Origin of the sequence: Loktanella gaetbuli (assembly GCF_020531945.1) — a bacterium.
Lineage (GTDB): Bacteria > Pseudomonadota > Alphaproteobacteria > Rhodobacterales > Rhodobacteraceae > Loktanella > Loktanella gaetbuli.
The window spans coordinates 447,586-461,361 of sequence record NZ_JAJATZ010000003.1; the positions used below are offsets into that span (position 1 = coordinate 447,586).

12 protein-coding genes and 1 pseudogene are annotated in these 13,776 nt (G+C 62.8%); 9 read left to right on the forward strand and 4 right to left on the reverse strand.

The features are described from left to right. The first annotated feature begins 39 nt into the window (after nucleotides 1-39). From LGQ03_RS08800 to LGQ03_RS16785, 6 genes and pseudogenes are all read left to right on the forward strand, one after another. Nucleotides 40-957 carry an ABC transporter permease gene (locus tag LGQ03_RS08800; protein ID WP_226748098.1) on the forward strand — a complete coding sequence of 306 codons (918 nt, stop codon included), beginning with the start codon at nucleotides 40-42 and terminating at the stop codon, nucleotides 955-957. Next, nucleotides 954-1,790, forward strand: a complete 837-nt coding sequence (locus tag LGQ03_RS08805) for an ABC transporter permease (RefSeq protein WP_056029523.1) — start codon at nucleotides 954-956, stop codon at nucleotides 1,788-1,790. Before LGQ03_RS08800 ends, LGQ03_RS08805 begins: the two co-directional genes overlap by 4 nt. A 43-nt stretch (nucleotides 1,791-1,833) precedes the next feature. Then, entirely contained in the window at nucleotides 1,834-2,817 is a 984-nt protein-coding gene (locus LGQ03_RS08810; RefSeq protein ID WP_404807644.1) for an ABC transporter substrate-binding protein, read from the forward strand. Between the two features lie 206 nt (nucleotides 2,818-3,023). Next, entirely contained in the window at nucleotides 3,024-4,412 is a 1,389-nt protein-coding gene (locus tag LGQ03_RS08815; RefSeq protein WP_226748099.1) for a cytochrome ubiquinol oxidase subunit I, read from the forward strand. Between the two features lie 2 nt (nucleotides 4,413-4,414). Continuing rightward, nucleotides 4,415-5,425, forward strand: a complete 1,011-nt coding sequence (locus LGQ03_RS08820) for a cytochrome d ubiquinol oxidase subunit II (protein ID WP_090158001.1) — start codon at nucleotides 4,415-4,417, stop codon at nucleotides 5,423-5,425. Nucleotides 5,426-5,900: 475 nt separating this feature from the next. After that, nucleotides 5,901-6,045, forward strand: a pseudogene (locus tag LGQ03_RS16785) (DapH/DapD/GlmU-related protein); the annotation flags it as partial. A gap of 155 nt (nucleotides 6,046-6,200) precedes the next feature. Here the strand turns inward: LGQ03_RS16785 and idi are convergent. The 4 genes from idi to chlG are packed head-to-tail and all read right to left on the reverse strand — an operon-like array spanning nucleotide 6,201 to nucleotide 10,102. Continuing rightward, on the reverse strand, nucleotides 6,201-6,734 hold the full coding sequence (gene idi, locus LGQ03_RS08830; RefSeq protein ID WP_226748101.1) for an isopentenyl-diphosphate Delta-isomerase: 534 nt from the start codon (nucleotides 6,732-6,734) through the stop codon (nucleotides 6,201-6,203). Then, complete coding sequence (locus LGQ03_RS08835; RefSeq protein WP_226748102.1) at nucleotides 6,731-7,912, reverse strand: geranylgeranyl diphosphate reductase; 1,182 nt, start codon at nucleotides 7,910-7,912, stop codon at nucleotides 6,731-6,733. The genes idi and LGQ03_RS08835 overlap by 4 nt, the downstream gene beginning before the upstream one ends. Nucleotides 7,913-7,914: 2 nt before the next feature. Beyond that, nucleotides 7,915-9,195, reverse strand: coding sequence for a BCD family MFS transporter (locus tag LGQ03_RS08840; protein ID WP_226748103.1), 1,281 nt, complete (start codon nucleotides 9,193-9,195; stop codon nucleotides 7,915-7,917). A gap of 1 nt (nucleotide 9,196) precedes the next feature. Then, nucleotides 9,197-10,102: a chlorophyll synthase ChlG gene (gene chlG, locus LGQ03_RS08845; RefSeq protein ID WP_226748104.1), complete on the reverse strand. Its 906-nt coding sequence runs from the start codon at nucleotides 10,100-10,102 to the stop codon at nucleotides 9,197-9,199. Nucleotides 10,103-10,240: 138 nt separating this feature from the next. On the opposite strand from chlG, the gene LGQ03_RS08850 reads away from it, so the two are divergent. Genes LGQ03_RS08850 through LGQ03_RS08860 form a run of 3 tightly spaced genes read left to right on the forward strand, consistent with a single transcriptional unit; the run spans nucleotide 10,241 to nucleotide 13,730 of the window. Further along, complete coding sequence (locus tag LGQ03_RS08850; protein WP_226748105.1) at nucleotides 10,241-11,026, forward strand: ThuA domain-containing protein; 786 nt, start codon at nucleotides 10,241-10,243, stop codon at nucleotides 11,024-11,026. Then, complete coding sequence (locus tag LGQ03_RS08855; RefSeq protein ID WP_226748106.1) at nucleotides 11,023-12,084, forward strand: Gfo/Idh/MocA family protein; 1,062 nt, start codon at nucleotides 11,023-11,025, stop codon at nucleotides 12,082-12,084. The genes LGQ03_RS08850 and LGQ03_RS08855 overlap by 4 nt, the downstream gene beginning before the upstream one ends. Continuing rightward, nucleotides 12,081-13,730, forward strand: coding sequence for a glycosyltransferase family 4 protein (locus LGQ03_RS08860; protein ID WP_226748107.1), 1,650 nt, complete (start codon nucleotides 12,081-12,083; stop codon nucleotides 13,728-13,730). The genes LGQ03_RS08855 and LGQ03_RS08860 overlap by 4 nt, the downstream gene beginning before the upstream one ends. Nucleotides 13,731-13,776: the final 46 nt, after the last annotated feature.

Here is a 13,776-nt window from a genome sequence, read left to right on the forward strand (position 1 = left end):
GCGGGAGTATTTCCGGCAAGATGATGACGTGGGCGCGCGATGAAATCGGTGCTGCCTGTCCTGACGATCGTGGCGTTCATCTTGGGGGTCTGGACCCTGGCGGTGGTGCCGATGAACATTCATCTGGCCGCAGATCAGGCGGCGCGGGGCGATATCGTCGTGGAACCCGCCGATGCGCGGGCGCGCCAGGAGGTGGGGGCCTTTGCGCTTGCGCTGGGCAATCCGGCGGTGATCCCGATGACCTATACGCTGGACCGGCCGCGACTGCCGGGACCGCAGCAGGTGGTAGTGGAATTGTGGAACACGGTTTTTGCCGTGGCCCCCACGTCGAACAGATCGCTGATCTATCATGGCTGGGTGACGTTGTCGGCGACCCTTTTGGGTTTTGGCATGGGCACGGCGCTGGGCATCGCGCTGGCCGTGGGGATCGTGTTTTCGCGGACCATGGATCTGAGCGTGATGCCTTGGGCGATTGCCAGCCAGACAATCCCCATTCTGGCGTTGGCCCCGATGATCATCGTGGTCATGGGCGCAATCGGTATTCAGGGGTTGCTGCCCAAGGCGATCATCAGTGCCTATCTGTCGTTCTTTCCGGTGGTCGTCGGCATGGTGAAGGGGTTGCGCAGTCCTGACGCGATGCAGCTAGACCTGCTGCGGACCTATAGTGCGGGTCCGGCGCAGGGATTCTGGAAATTGCGTCTGCCCGCGTCGGTGCCCTATCTGTTCGCGTCACTGAAGATCGGGATTTCAGCCTCCCTCGTCGGGGCGATCGTCGGCGAATTGCCAACGGGCGCGCGGGCCGGTTTCGGCGCGCGGATGCTGGTGGGGGATCAATACGGCCAGCCACTGGTGACATGGGCTGCGTTGTTTGCGGCCGCGATCACGGCGGCGGCCCTTGTGGGTCTGTTCGCGTTGCTGGAACGGGTGACGCTGAAACGCATGGGGATGGCGTCATGATGGCGGCAGCGGCGGTCATGGTGATCTGGGGCACCGGATGGTTTCTGAACCTGATGCTGGCGCGACGGGGCGCTGCGGGGGCCGGTTGGCTGGCCCCCGTGATATTTGGCCTGACGATCCTGTTGATCTGGGAAGTTTACGTGCGCATGGCGGGGGTCAGTCCGATCATCCTGCCACCACCATCGGCGATTGCCGTGACCTTTGCCGGGTCGCTGTCTATCCTCTGGGCGGATTTCGAACAGACGATCCTGAAGGGGGCGCTGACCGGCTATGTGATCGGGGCGCTGGCGGCCTTTGGCGTTGCGGTGCTGGCGGATCGCAGCGATTTTCTGATGCGGGGCATCCTGCCTGTCGGTGGGTTCATGGCGGCGCTGCCCATCGTGGGGACCGCGCCGATTTTCGTCAAATGGCTGGGCAGTGACTGGCCGTCCAAGGCGGCAGTGGTGGGCGTCATGGTGTTTTTCCCGATCCTGATCAACACGGTTGCCGGACTGCGCGACACCACAGCGATGCAGCGCGACCTGATGCGCACCTATGGCGCGGGCTACTGGCCGACGTTGATCAAGTTGCGGATACCCGCCGCATTGCCGTTCGTTTTCAACGGGCTGAAAATTGCGACGACGCTGGCGCTGATCGGGGCCATTGTTGCTGAATTTTTCGGCTCTCCGACCGTGGGAATGGGTTTTCGGATCTCGACCAGCGTGGGGCAGCTTGCGCTGGACCTGGTCTGGGCCGAGATTGTCGTGGCGGCCCTGGCGGGGTCGGTTTTTTACGGGGGCATGGCCGGGATCGAGAGGGTCCTGACATTCTGGCACCCGAGCCAACGCAGATAACCAGACCGGGACAACCCGGCGTAACCTCAACAAGGAGAAAGATATGAGACATCTGATGACAGCGGCGATGCTGACCTTTGTCGCGGGACAGGCCAGCGCGCAGGACAATGACGTGACGCTGCAATTGCAGTGGGTCACCCAGTCCCAGTTCGCGGGCTATTACGTCGCGCAGGACAAGGGATTCTACGAGGCAGAGGGCCTGAACGTGACGATCCTGCCCGGCGGTCCCGATATCGCGCCGCCGCAGGTGCTGGCCGGTGGCGGTGCCGATGTGATGCTGAACTGGATGCCCAGCGCGCTGGCGGCCCGCGAAAAGGGCCTGCCGGTCGTGAACATCGCGCAGCCGTTCAAATCGTCCGGCCTGATGCTGACCTGCTGGAAAGACACGGGCATCACGTCGGTCGAGGATTTCCGCGGCAAGACCATCGGCGTCTGGTTCTTTGGCAACGAATACCCGTTCCTGAGCTGGATGAGCCAGGCCGGTATTCCCACTGACGGCGGTGAAGAGGGTGTCACGGTGCTGAAGCAGGGGTTCAACGTCGATCCGCTGTTGCAGCGTCAGGCCGATTGCATTTCGACCATGACCTACAACGAATACGGTCAGGTGCTGGATGCGGGCGTCAGCCCCGACGAGCTGGTGACGTTCAAGTATGAGGATCAGGGCGTCGCCACGCTGGAAGACGGCATGTGGGTGCTGGAAGAAAACCTGGAGGACCCGGCGTTCGTCGAGAAGATGACACGCTTTGTCCGGGCCTCGATGGAAGGCTGGAAATACGCCGAGGCCAATCCCGATGAGGCCGCACAGATCGTGTTGGACAACGACATGACCGGCGCACAGGGCCTGGAGGCGCAGCAGCGCATGATGTCCGAGGTTGCATTGCTGACGGCGGGATCGAACGGCGCGCTGGACGAGGCTGATTATCAGCGCACGGTCGACACACTGCTGGCCGGCGGGTCCGATCCGGTGATTTCCGAAGCACCGACCGGTGCCTGGACCAGCGTCATCACGGACGCTGCACTGAACTGATGGCAAAAGGCGCCGCGGCCACGGTCGCGGCGTCACCCAAACGGCAGGGCCGGTCCGCGACCTGCTGACGCAGCACCTTGAATCCCCTTAAATCGGGGCGATTTACCCGCGTCTGTCGTCTGTGCGTATTGTCGCACGGACTTTTGCTGCAACCGCAAAATTCATAAATTCTTGTCACAGATGAACTTGTCTTGACGGAGCTTGCGGTGGACACCCTCCTACTCTCTCGTATCCAGTTTGGTGCGAATATTTCATTTCACATTCTGTTCCCGACGATCACGATCGCGCTGGGCTGGGTGCTGCTGTTCTTTAAGCTGCGTTTCAACAAGACCGGCGACCAGAAGTGGATGGACGCCTATATGTTCTGGGTGAAAATCTTTGCCCTGTCGTTCGCCATGGGCGTGGTGTCGGGCATCACGATGTCGTTCCAGTTCGGCACCAACTGGCCGGGGTTCATGGAAACTGTGGGCAACGTGGCGGGTCCGCTGCTGGCCTACGAGATCATGACGGCGTTTTTCCTGGAGGCGGTGTTCCTGGGCATCATGCTGTTCGGGGCATCCCGCGTGAAAAACTGGGTGCATACGCTGGCGACGTTTCTGGTGGCGTTCGGCACGACGATGTCGACGTTCTGGATCATCGTGCTGAATTCCTGGATGCACACGCCGCAAGGGTACGAGGTGATCGACGGTGTGGTCCATGCGACCAACTGGATGGAGATCATTTTCAACCCGTCGATGCCGTACCGGTTCGTGCACATGATGCTGGCGTCCGGCCTGACGGTGGCATTCCTGATCGCTGGTATCTCTGCGCTGCGGATGCTGTGGGGCGATCGCGGCGAGGCGGTGAAATCCACGTTGCGGTTCGGCATCATCACGGGTGCCGTGCTGATCCCGCTGCAAATTCTGGCCGGTGACATGCACGGTCTGAACACGCTGGAATATCAGCCGGCCAAGGTCGCCGCGATGGAAGGCAACTGGGAAACACAGTCGAACGTGCCGCTGGTGCTGTTTGCCGTGCCGAACCAGGAAACCCGGTCGAATGACTTTGAGATCAGTATCCCGAATGGTGCATCGATGATCCTGACGCACAAGGCGGATGGTGTGGTGCCCGGTCTGAATGACTTTGTCGGTGAGGATGGCGAAATCCTGCACCCGCGTGTGGCCCCGGTGTTCTATGCCTTTCGCATCATGATCGGCACGGGTGTTGCGATGCTGCTGCTGTCCTGGGGTGGTGCGTTCCTGCTGCGTCGCTACGGTGCCGGCGACATGCCCAAGCTGCCGCTGCTGGCCTTTACCGCCATGAGCTTTAGCGGGTGGATCGCGACGCTGGCGGGCTGGTACACGACCGAAATCGGGCGTCAGCCGTGGCTGGTGCAGGGTGTGCTGACGACCAAGGACGCGGTGAGCGATGTGCCCGCCAGCATGGTGCTGAGCACGCTGATCGGATACCTCGCCGTCTATGCGGTGCTGATCGTGGCCTACATCGGCGTGATCACTTACCTCGCGCGCAAGGCGACCAAGGGTGAGCCGTTCTCGAACCGGCGCTATCCGCGTCGGGGCGAGGTCAACATCGCCACATTGCAGCCGGGGGAATAATCATGGACCTGTTTGGTGATCCGGCCGTCTGGCTGCCGTGGACCTTTGCCGCACTCATGGGATTGTCGATCCTGATCTATGTGGTGCTGGACGGTTTCGATCTGGGCGTTGGCCTGCTGATGCCGCTGGCCAACGACGATGAAAAGGACCGGCTGGTCGCGTCGATCGGCCCGTTCTGGGATGCGAACGAGACGTGGCTGGTGCTGGCCGTCGGGCTGTTGCTGGTGGCGTTTCCGCCCGCGCATGGTGCGATCCTGACGGCGCTGTATCTGCCGGTGTTCGTCATGCTGATCGGGTTGATCCTGCGTGGCGTGTCGTTCGAGATGCGCGCCAAGGCCCCGTTGTCGCAAAAGGCGGCGTGGAACGGTGCGTTTTTCGCGGGGTCGCTGCTGGCATCGCTGAGCCAGGGTTTCATGCTGGGCATGTACATCATGGGCCTGACGTGGACGCTGCCGCATGTCGGTTTCGCTGTGCTGACGGCTGTGTTCCTGACGGTCGGCTACAGTTTCATCGGCGCGGCCTGGCTGATCTGGAAAACCGATGGCGACCTGCAACAGCACGCTGTGCGCTGGGCCAAGGGTGGCATCTGGGGACTGATACTGGGCATTGGCGCGATCTCTCTGGCGACGCCGTTCGTCAGTTTCCGCATCTTTGAGAAATGGTTCAGCTGGCCCGAAATCGGTTATCTGTCGCCGCTGCCGATCCTGTCGATGGCGCTGGTCGGCTACCTGTGGTGGAAGCTGCGTCGCCTGCCGTTCGTGGATGATCGCTGGGCCTGGACGCCGTTTGCCGCGGCAACGGGATTGTTCGTCCTTGCCTATGGTGGGCTGGCCTATTCGTTCTATCCCTACGTGGTGCCGGAACAGATCACGATCTACGATGCGGCATCGGCCCCCGAAAGCCTGATGATCATTCTGGTGGGGACGCTGTTCGTGCTGCCAGCCATCGCAGGCTATACCGTGCTGTCGTATTTCATTTTCCGGGGCAAGGCGACAGAGCTGCGTTACGACTGACTGTTGCGCCCCGGTCCTGAATGGCTGGGGCGCATTCGAATTGCGAAATTCGCGCCCTTCGCGCAGAGTATCACCGTCCGGGCGGGTCATGGCAATGCTGCTGCGCGGCCGTAGAAGTAGCATTGGCGCGGAGCGTATGATTATCAAGTTGTTAAGAAAGCTGCGGGCCAGGCGCCGGCAGTATCGGTATGTTTCGAAAAGCGCGAAGCTGGAATGGCCGGTCAGTCCGGGCGGTGCCATCATCAAGGATCGTGCAAGCATCGGGCGCTATACCTACCTTAAACGTAGGACGCGGGTGGCGCGTGGTACCAGGATCGGTCGGTATTGCACGATTGCGATGGGTGTGGACATTGGTCCGCCGGAACACCCGATGAATTGGATGAGTGTCCACTCTTTCCAGTACAATACAGGTCACTTTCAGGATGTCCCCGGCTATGACAAGCCGCGCCGGATCAAGCACAAATCACGCCCGCGCACGGTGATCGGCAACGATGTGTGGATCGGCGCGAAAGTGATCGTCCGGCGGGGGGTCAAGGTTGGCAATGGTGCGATCCTTGGGGCAGGGTCGTTTGTGAACAAAGACGTGCCACCCTATGCCGTCGTCGGCGGTATCCCGGCGCGGGTCATTCGCTACCGGTTCGATGAGGCGACGATCGCGCGGTTTCAGCGGGTGAAGTGGTGGACGCTTACCCCGCAAGAAATGGACGGCGTCACTTTCAACGACGTAGATGCAGCATTGGACCAGATCGAGCGGATCAAAGCCGGGTCTAACTGACTAGCCCGCCAGCGAAGCCTCGCCAAAGATCGCCTGCGCGTGGTCTGCGAGGTAGATTTTCAGCCAAGGCGTGAACGCGGTCGAGTCTGCATCCACCTGGACCATCAGATCACGCAATGCGACCCAGCGGGTCGCCATGACCTCTTCGGGGTTGGGGGTGACGGCCAGATCGGCGGGGGCCTCGGCGGTATAGACCTCGACCACCTCGTGTTCGATCAGGCCGCCGCCGACATCCGCGCGATATTCAAGGCGGTCGCGATGGGTCAGGGTCAGGCCGGTGATGCCCAGTTCCTCGTTCAACCGGCGCGTGGCGCAGGTCAGCGAATCCTCGCCCCAGTCGGGATGGGTGCAGCAGGTGTTCGCCCACAGGCCGGGCGTGTGGTATTTGCCCAAGGCCCGTTGCTGGATCAGCACCTGATCGCCGCGCATGACAAAGACGCTGATCGCCTTGTGGCGCAGGCCACGCAGGTGGGCGTCCAGTTTTTCGACGGGCGTCAGGGTGCCGTCGATCCATGCGGGGATCATCACCGTCATGTGCGCGTGACGCTGACCAGCCCTGACAGATGGGCGAGGTTCTTGATGCCAATTTTCAAGTGCGCCATGGGCCGTGCCTTTACCAGTGCCTTGTTCATATAGGCCTCGAACGTCAGTTTCTGAACATCCACGTCGTGGCAGAGCGACACGAACCGTTCGCGCCGTTCATCGCTGCGGTAATAGGCGTTTTGCATCGCGCCGAGAACCCGGAATACCTGTTTGTGTTCCCGCATGAACAGTTTGCGGGCCAGTTGCAGGTCCTTGGCGCGGCCGGTTTTCAGTTTCGCCGCAGCAGCGGTGGCGGCGACGCGGCCGCCGACCATGGCGTAGTAGATGCCTTCGCCCGAGGACGGGGCCACGACGCCGGCTGCGTCACCGGCCAGCACCACGTCATTGCCGTTGTCCCAACGGTCCAGCGGTTTCAGCGGGATCGGTGCACCCTCGCGGCGGATGGTTTTGCAGTCCGTCAGACCGTGAGCCGCGCGCAGGTCGGCGGTGGCCTGTTTGACGTCCACCGATTTGACCAGCGACCCCATGCCGATGCTGGCCTGACCGCCGTGGGGGAAAATCCAGCCATAGAAATCAGGCGAGATCTTGCCGTCATAGATCACGTCGCAGCGTTTGGGGTCATAGGTGGCGTTGGCCTCGGGGGCTTCGACGATTTCGTGGTAGGCGATGACATAGGGGATTTTGTCGCCGCCCGGCACGCATTGGGCCGCGACCTTGGACCGGGCACCGTCGGCACCGATGATCATTTTGGTGTCGAGGATCTGTTCCTCGCCCGTTTCCTTGTCCCGGTAGATGACATGGCTGCCGTCGGCGTCGCGGGTGATGCGCACGAATGTGCCGGCAATCAGATCGGCCCCGGCTGATACGGCGCGGTCACGCAGGAAGGGGTCGAAATGTTCGCGGTCGACCATCCCGACGAAACCGTTCTCGATCGGGATATCGACGTGGCGTTGGGTCGGGGACACCATCCGTGCTGTCGTGATTTTCGCCACAAGCTGGTCGTCGGGGATGAAAAAGTCCGCGATCAGGCGGGGCGGGATTGCGCCACCACAGGGTTTGATCCGGCCCAACCGGTCCAGCATCGCGACCCGGTGACCGGAACGAACCAGATCCTCGGCGGCGGTGGCCCCGGCGGGGCCTGCGCCCACGACAACGACATCATATTTCATGGCTATTCTCCCGGAACGAGTGTGGATGCGGACGCACGGTGGCGGTCCATGATTTTTGCGGCCATCAGGGCGGCGGTCAGAAACAGGGCGGCTTCGAAGATGAAGACAGAGCCGAAGGCCTGCGCGTCGCCCAAAGTTGTGCGGCCCAGATCGACGAGGGCAGCGCCCGTCAGCCCGCCAAAGCCTGCGGCGACCGCTTGGGCGGCCCCCCACAGGCCCATGCGGGTGCCTTCGCGGCGGTCGCGGCCCTGGCCTGCCAGCGCCATCATCGACCCGATGGCGGCGACGGCGAACATGCCGTTGAAGAAACCCAGTGCCACGACAGCGGGCACCAGCGGTGCACCCGGTCCCATTGGCCCGATGAAAGCGAGTGCCGCCAGCGATGCGGCGGACCCGATGCAGCCCGCGACGACCCAGCCGCGTAGGCCGCCGATCTTGAACCCGGTGGCGAGGATGCCGACGGCCAGCATTCCGACGAATGTGCCGCCGTTCTGTGCGCCCGACAGCGAGGTGGACTGGCCGGGGGTGAAGCCAAAGACGAGGCCGGCGTAGGGTTCGAGAATCAGTTCCTGCATGAAATAGGCGGTCATCGACAAGAACACGAAAAGCGTGAAGTTGCGCGCGCGGCGTTCGGCCCAGACCTCTGCCAGGCCCTGGCGGAAGGGGGTGGCGTCGGGTTCCGTGACCTTGATCAGGCGGCGTTCGAGGCCCCAGACGGCGAGGGTGGTCAGGGCTGTGGCGGCTGTCACGACGATGGTGACGACCTTCAGCAGCAAGGCGGGTGTGTATGGATCCAGGAACGCACCCACGGTGCCAGCGGTGACCGCGATGCCAAAGATCATCATCAGCCATGTGATCGTGGCGGCGGCGGCGCGGCGCTGTGGCGCGGTCGTTGTCGCGAGCAATGCCAGCAGTGACGTGCCTGATGCACCGACGCCGAGGCCGATCATTGCGTAGGCTGCGATGGACACGGTCAGGCCAAGCGCAAAGCTGACGGGAAACAACAGGATCGCCACGGTCGCCAGCAGTGCGCCCGCGGCAAGGATTGCCATGCCGCCGATGATCCAGCGGGTGCGCTGTCCGCCTGCGTCAGATGCAAAGCCCCACTTTGGCCGGCTGAGCTGGATACCGTAGTGCAATGCCACCAGCGCGCCGGGGAGGACGGCGGCCAGTGACAACTCGACAACCATGAGGCGGTTCAGGGTGGATGTGGTCAGGACCACAATCGCGCCAAGGCACATCTGCACGAGGCCTAGGCGCATGATCTGGAACCAGGTCAGCATATCAGCCTCCGATACTGCGCAGGGCGGTGGCGGTGACCATCATGCCAGCGATGAAAAACAGGATGCCCATGCCCTGATACCATTGCGCACGTCCCAGCGGGTCGCGCAGCAGGGTGCGCATGGCGATCAGCTGGATGGCGAGCAGGGCGGCGACGGCGGTGCCGTGCAGCAGCTTGCCGTTGAGGTCGAGCAGGATGATGACCGCGATCTGGGGCAAGGTCATGGCCCAGCAGGCCACGCGCGCGGCGCGGGCGGGACCTAGGACGACGGGCAGTGATCGCAGGCCAAGTGCGCGGTCACCGGTGACCGATTTGAAATCGTTCAGCACCATGATTCCATAGGCCCCCATCCCGTAGAGCGTGGCGATCACCATGATGAGGAGTGACGGCGCACCGGCTGACAACACGGCAGCGCCCGTGATCCACGGCAGGGTTTCATAGGCCAGCCCACAGAGCAGCGGCCCCCAGAGAGGCGAACGTTTCGCCCGGAGAGGTTCGGCGGAATAGGCCCAGGCGGCGGCACAGGCGAGCGCGGTTGCACCAAACCCCCACGCGCCAAGCTGCCATCCGATGGCCAGCGACAGCAGGGTCATCGCAAGTGCGATCCACAGGCCCCAGCGACCGGGCACGGCACCGGACGGAATAGGCCGGTCAGGTTCGTTGATCGCGTCGACATGGCGGTCGCACCAGTCGTTGGCGGCCTGGCTCATGCCGCAGGTCACGGGACCGGCGAGCACGACGCCCAACGCCACCAGCGTCCAGTCGGCTGACAATGTGCCGACGGACACGACGCCGCACAGGTAGGCCCACATCGGCGGAAACCATGTCCACGGCTTGACTAGACGCAGCAGTGCCTTTGGCGCGGGCCAGCGACGCGGTGTGGATGGGTGATCTGCGAGGGTACTCATGACTGTCAGTCTAACTAGACACATACGCAGGGGGCAAGTGTAAACTAATGCGGACAGGTCGGGTCATATCCTAACTTGTGTTTGCACTTTCCCTGCACCCGATGCACCGTATCCGAAACGATTTGGAGAATTCCTGACATGACTATTCGCGTCACGGTGTGGAACGAAAATGTCCACGAAACCCACAACAAGATCGTCGGTGATCTGTATCCCGACGGTATTCACGGCGCGATCGCCGATGCCTTGAACAAGGCGGATGGAATCGCTGCGACGACAGCCACCCTGCAAGAGCCGGAACACGGTGTGACGCAGGAAAGGCTGGACAATACCGACGTGCTGATCTGGTGGGGTCATGCCGCGCACGGCGATGTCGATGACGCCGTGGTCGCGCGCGTGACAGAGGCGGTCTGGTCCGGCATGGGCTTCATCGCGCTGCATTCGGCGCATTTCGCCAAGCCGTTCAAACGACTGATGGGCAGCGCCTGCAACCTGACCTGGCGCGAGGCAGGCGAGCGTGAGCGACTGTGGGTCACGTCACGCAATCACCCGATTGCGGCCGGGCTGCCCGATCATTTCGAGCTGGAAAACGAGGAAATGTACGGCGAACCCTTTGGCGTGCCGGAACCGCTGGAAACTGTGTTCATCAGCTGGTTTCAGGGGGGCGAGGTGTTCCGGTCCGGCCTGACCTACAAGCGTGGTGCGGGCAACGTGTTCTATTTCCGCCCCGGGCACGAGACCTATCCGACGTATTTCGACAGCAACGTGCAACGTGTGATCGAAAATGCCGTGCGCTGGGCACATAATCCCGCGATGCGCGATCCTGCCCCGACAGACGCGCCCAACGTGCCGGTGGAACAGGCGCTGGAACCCATCGAGGCGCGCGGGCCAAGCCTGCACGCGGACGGCGAAGAGGGTTTCAAGTGAGCGATCCCATACGTGTCCTGATCGTGGGGACAGGCGGCATGGCGCATGCCCATGCCAGTGCCTATCAGGCGATGGAGGGGGTCGAACTGGTCGGCGGTGTCGACCGGAACCCCGAAAACCTGCATGAATTCAACGCGCAATATGGGATCACCCACGGATTTGATTCCGTGATCGAGGCGATCCAGTGGGGAGAATTCGATGCGGTGTCCAACGTGACGCCCGACGCCGTGCATTTCCCGACGACCATGCCGCTGCTGGCGGCGGGCAAGCATGTGTTATGCGAAAAGCCGCTTGCCGTGACTTACGCCGATGCCGCGCAGATGGCGGCGGCGGCGCAGGCAGCGGGTGTCGTGAACATGGTCAACCTGACCTATCGCAACATCCCCGCGATCATGGAGGCGCAGCGACTGGTCGCCAGCGGTGCCATCGGTGAGGTCCGGCACTTTGAGGCGTCCTATCTGCAAAGCTGGCTGACCCAGCCAGCCTGGGGCAAGTGGGACGAAGAAGAACAATGGCTGTGGCGGCTGTCGTCGAAACACGGGTCGTTGGGTGTGTTGGGGGATGTGGGTGTGCATATCCTTGATTTCACAACTTTCGTTGCGGGTGCGGATTCGGCTGCGGTGTCGTGCCGGCTCAGGACGTTCGACAAGGCACCGGGCGGGCAGATCGGTGCCTATGTGCTGGATGCCAACGACAGTGCGACGATGCAGGTGCAGCTGACCAACGGGGCGATCGGCGTGGTGCACGCCAGTCGCTATGCCAGCGGTCACATGAACGACCTGCGGCTGCGGGTTTTCGGAACCGAGGGCGGTCTGGATGTGCGCTGGGAGGATAACCAGTCCGTCTTGCGGGCCTGTCTGGGGGACCAGATCGGCACGGCTGCGTGGGAGTATCTGGAGGTGCCGCCCGTTCAGACGAACTATGTCCGGTTCATCGAGGCCATTCGCGCGGGGCAATCGGTCCTGCCCGATTTTGCACGTGGTGCGACGTTGCAGCGGGCGCTGGATGCAGCGGTGCTGAGTAACGGCGACGGCTGCCGGGATATCGTTCTGGGATGACCGGGCCCGCGATCTTTTTCCATTCGGATGCGATCGAGGGCGAAGGCAAGGATCTGGTCGGTCGGCGCAGCGCGGGGCAATCGTTCCTGCGCGGTTTCCTGCGACATGTGCCGGGCGAGATGGTGCATGCGCTGGTGGAAACCCCCGCAGCGGCCAAGGCGTTCGATGCCGTTGCGCGCGGACTGGGCGAAACGCGGACATTGTCTGCGGTGGCGCTGAATTCCGGTGCGGATTTCACGGGGGTCGGGACGATCTTTTTCCCCGGTCCGGGCTATATGCAGGCGGCATGGCAGCGGCAGCGATTTGGCGCTGCTGCGTGCAGTCTGGTGGGCATCACGCATACGGTGTCCACGCGCCGCGTGATGGAAGGGTTGCACAAGCTGCTGGCCGAGCCTGTGCATGACTGGGACGCCGTGATCTGCACCAGTCGCGCGGTGCAATCCGTGGTCGCCCGCCAGATGGAAGAAGAAGTGCTGTTCTATGCGGATCGGTTCGGGGCGACCCGGATGCCGATACCGCAATTGCCGGTCATACCGCTGGGAATTCATGCGGATGACTTTGCGCAGCGCGACGGTGCGCGGGCTGCAATGCGGGCGCGGTTCGGGGCGGATGATGCCTTTGTCGTCATGACCATGGGGCGTCTGACCAGCGTGGAAAAGGCAAACCCCGTGCCATTGTATCTGGCGCTGGAACAGGTCGCGCAGGATTTGGGACGCCCGGTGCATCTGTGGCAGGTCGGCTGGGCCAACCGCGAAAACGAGGCGGCGCTGCACCGTGATGCGGCGGCGGTGTTTTGTCCGTCGGTCAAGGTGGTGCAGATCGACGGGCGCGACGCGGATATCCGGCGCGATATCTGGGCGGGGGCTGATGTATTCACCCTGCCTGTGGACAACATTCAGGAGACATTCGGTCTGGTCCCGGTCGAGGCGATGGCCGCAGGGTTGCCTGTTGTCATGCCCGATTGGAACGGGTTCCATGACACGGTTGTGCAAGGTGAGACGGGCATGTTGATCCCCACCCGCATGACCGGGCCGGGTCATCCCGTTGGGGCCGATCTGGCGGCGCGATTTGCCGACGGACGGGATGGCTATCTGCATCATCTGTCACTGATCCAGCAGCAGACGCAGATCGATGTTGCCGCTTATGCCGATGCCCTGCGCGCCCTCGCGCGGGATGCAGGCTTGCGGGGCCGGATGGGGCAGGCGGGCGTGGCGCACGTGCGCGCGCGCTATGATTGGGCAGCGGTCATTCCGCAGTATCTGGCGCTGGGCGATGAACTGGCGGCACGGCGCGCCGCAGCCAAGACCCGCCCGGCGGTGATGCCGTTGCAGATTGATCCCTTTGACCTCTATTCCGGGTATCCGACGGATCATGTCACGACGGATTGGGTCGTGTCACAGGTGCGACCGATGGGGCAGGACGCGCTTGCGGCACTTGATGCGCTGAACGGGCGCGGGCTGTACCAGCGCAAGCAATTGCCGGATGCGCGTATTCTGGGGTTCGTCGATGCGGCGGGGCGTGCCGGAATGGCCCGGATCGGCGACATCGCGGCGGCAATGGGTCTGCGAAGCGACCTTGCCATCGCGGCGGCGCTGTTTCTGGCGAAATACGATTATCTGAAACTGGACCCGGCCCCACCACAGTAAGGCCGTAATTTACGATATATTGACCAATCAACCGCCAGTCCGGACA

What these genes read in the sequence shown, in the direction of transcription:
- LGQ03_RS08800 (WP_226748098.1), top strand. Translation starts at nt 40, where the DNA reads ATGAAATCGGTGCTGCCTGTCCTGACGATCGTGGCGTTCATCTTGGGG.
- LGQ03_RS08805 (WP_056029523.1), top strand. Translation starts at nt 954, where the DNA reads ATGATGGCGGCAGCGGCGGTCATGGTGATCTGGGGCACCGGATGGTTT.
- LGQ03_RS08810 (WP_404807644.1), top strand. Translation starts at nt 1,834, where the DNA reads ATGAGACATCTGATGACAGCGGCGATGCTGACCTTTGTCGCGGGACAG.
- LGQ03_RS08820 (WP_090158001.1), top strand. Translation starts at nt 4,415, where the DNA reads ATGGACCTGTTTGGTGATCCGGCCGTCTGGCTGCCGTGGACCTTTGCC.
- idi (WP_226748101.1), bottom strand. Translation starts at nt 6,734, where the DNA reads ATGACGGTGATGATCCCCGCATGGATCGACGGCACCCTGACGCCCGTC.
- LGQ03_RS08835 (WP_226748102.1), bottom strand. Translation starts at nt 7,912, where the DNA reads ATGAAATATGATGTCGTTGTCGTGGGCGCAGGCCCCGCCGGGGCCACC.
- LGQ03_RS08840 (WP_226748103.1), bottom strand. Translation starts at nt 9,195, where the DNA reads ATGCTGACCTGGTTCCAGATCATGCGCCTAGGCCTCGTGCAGATGTGC.
- chlG (WP_226748104.1), bottom strand. Translation starts at nt 10,102, where the DNA reads ATGAGTACCCTCGCAGATCACCCATCCACACCGCGTCGCTGGCCCGCG.
- LGQ03_RS08850 (WP_226748105.1), top strand. Translation starts at nt 10,241, where the DNA reads ATGACTATTCGCGTCACGGTGTGGAACGAAAATGTCCACGAAACCCAC.
- LGQ03_RS08860 (WP_226748107.1), top strand. Translation starts at nt 12,081, where the DNA reads ATGACCGGGCCCGCGATCTTTTTCCATTCGGATGCGATCGAGGGCGAA.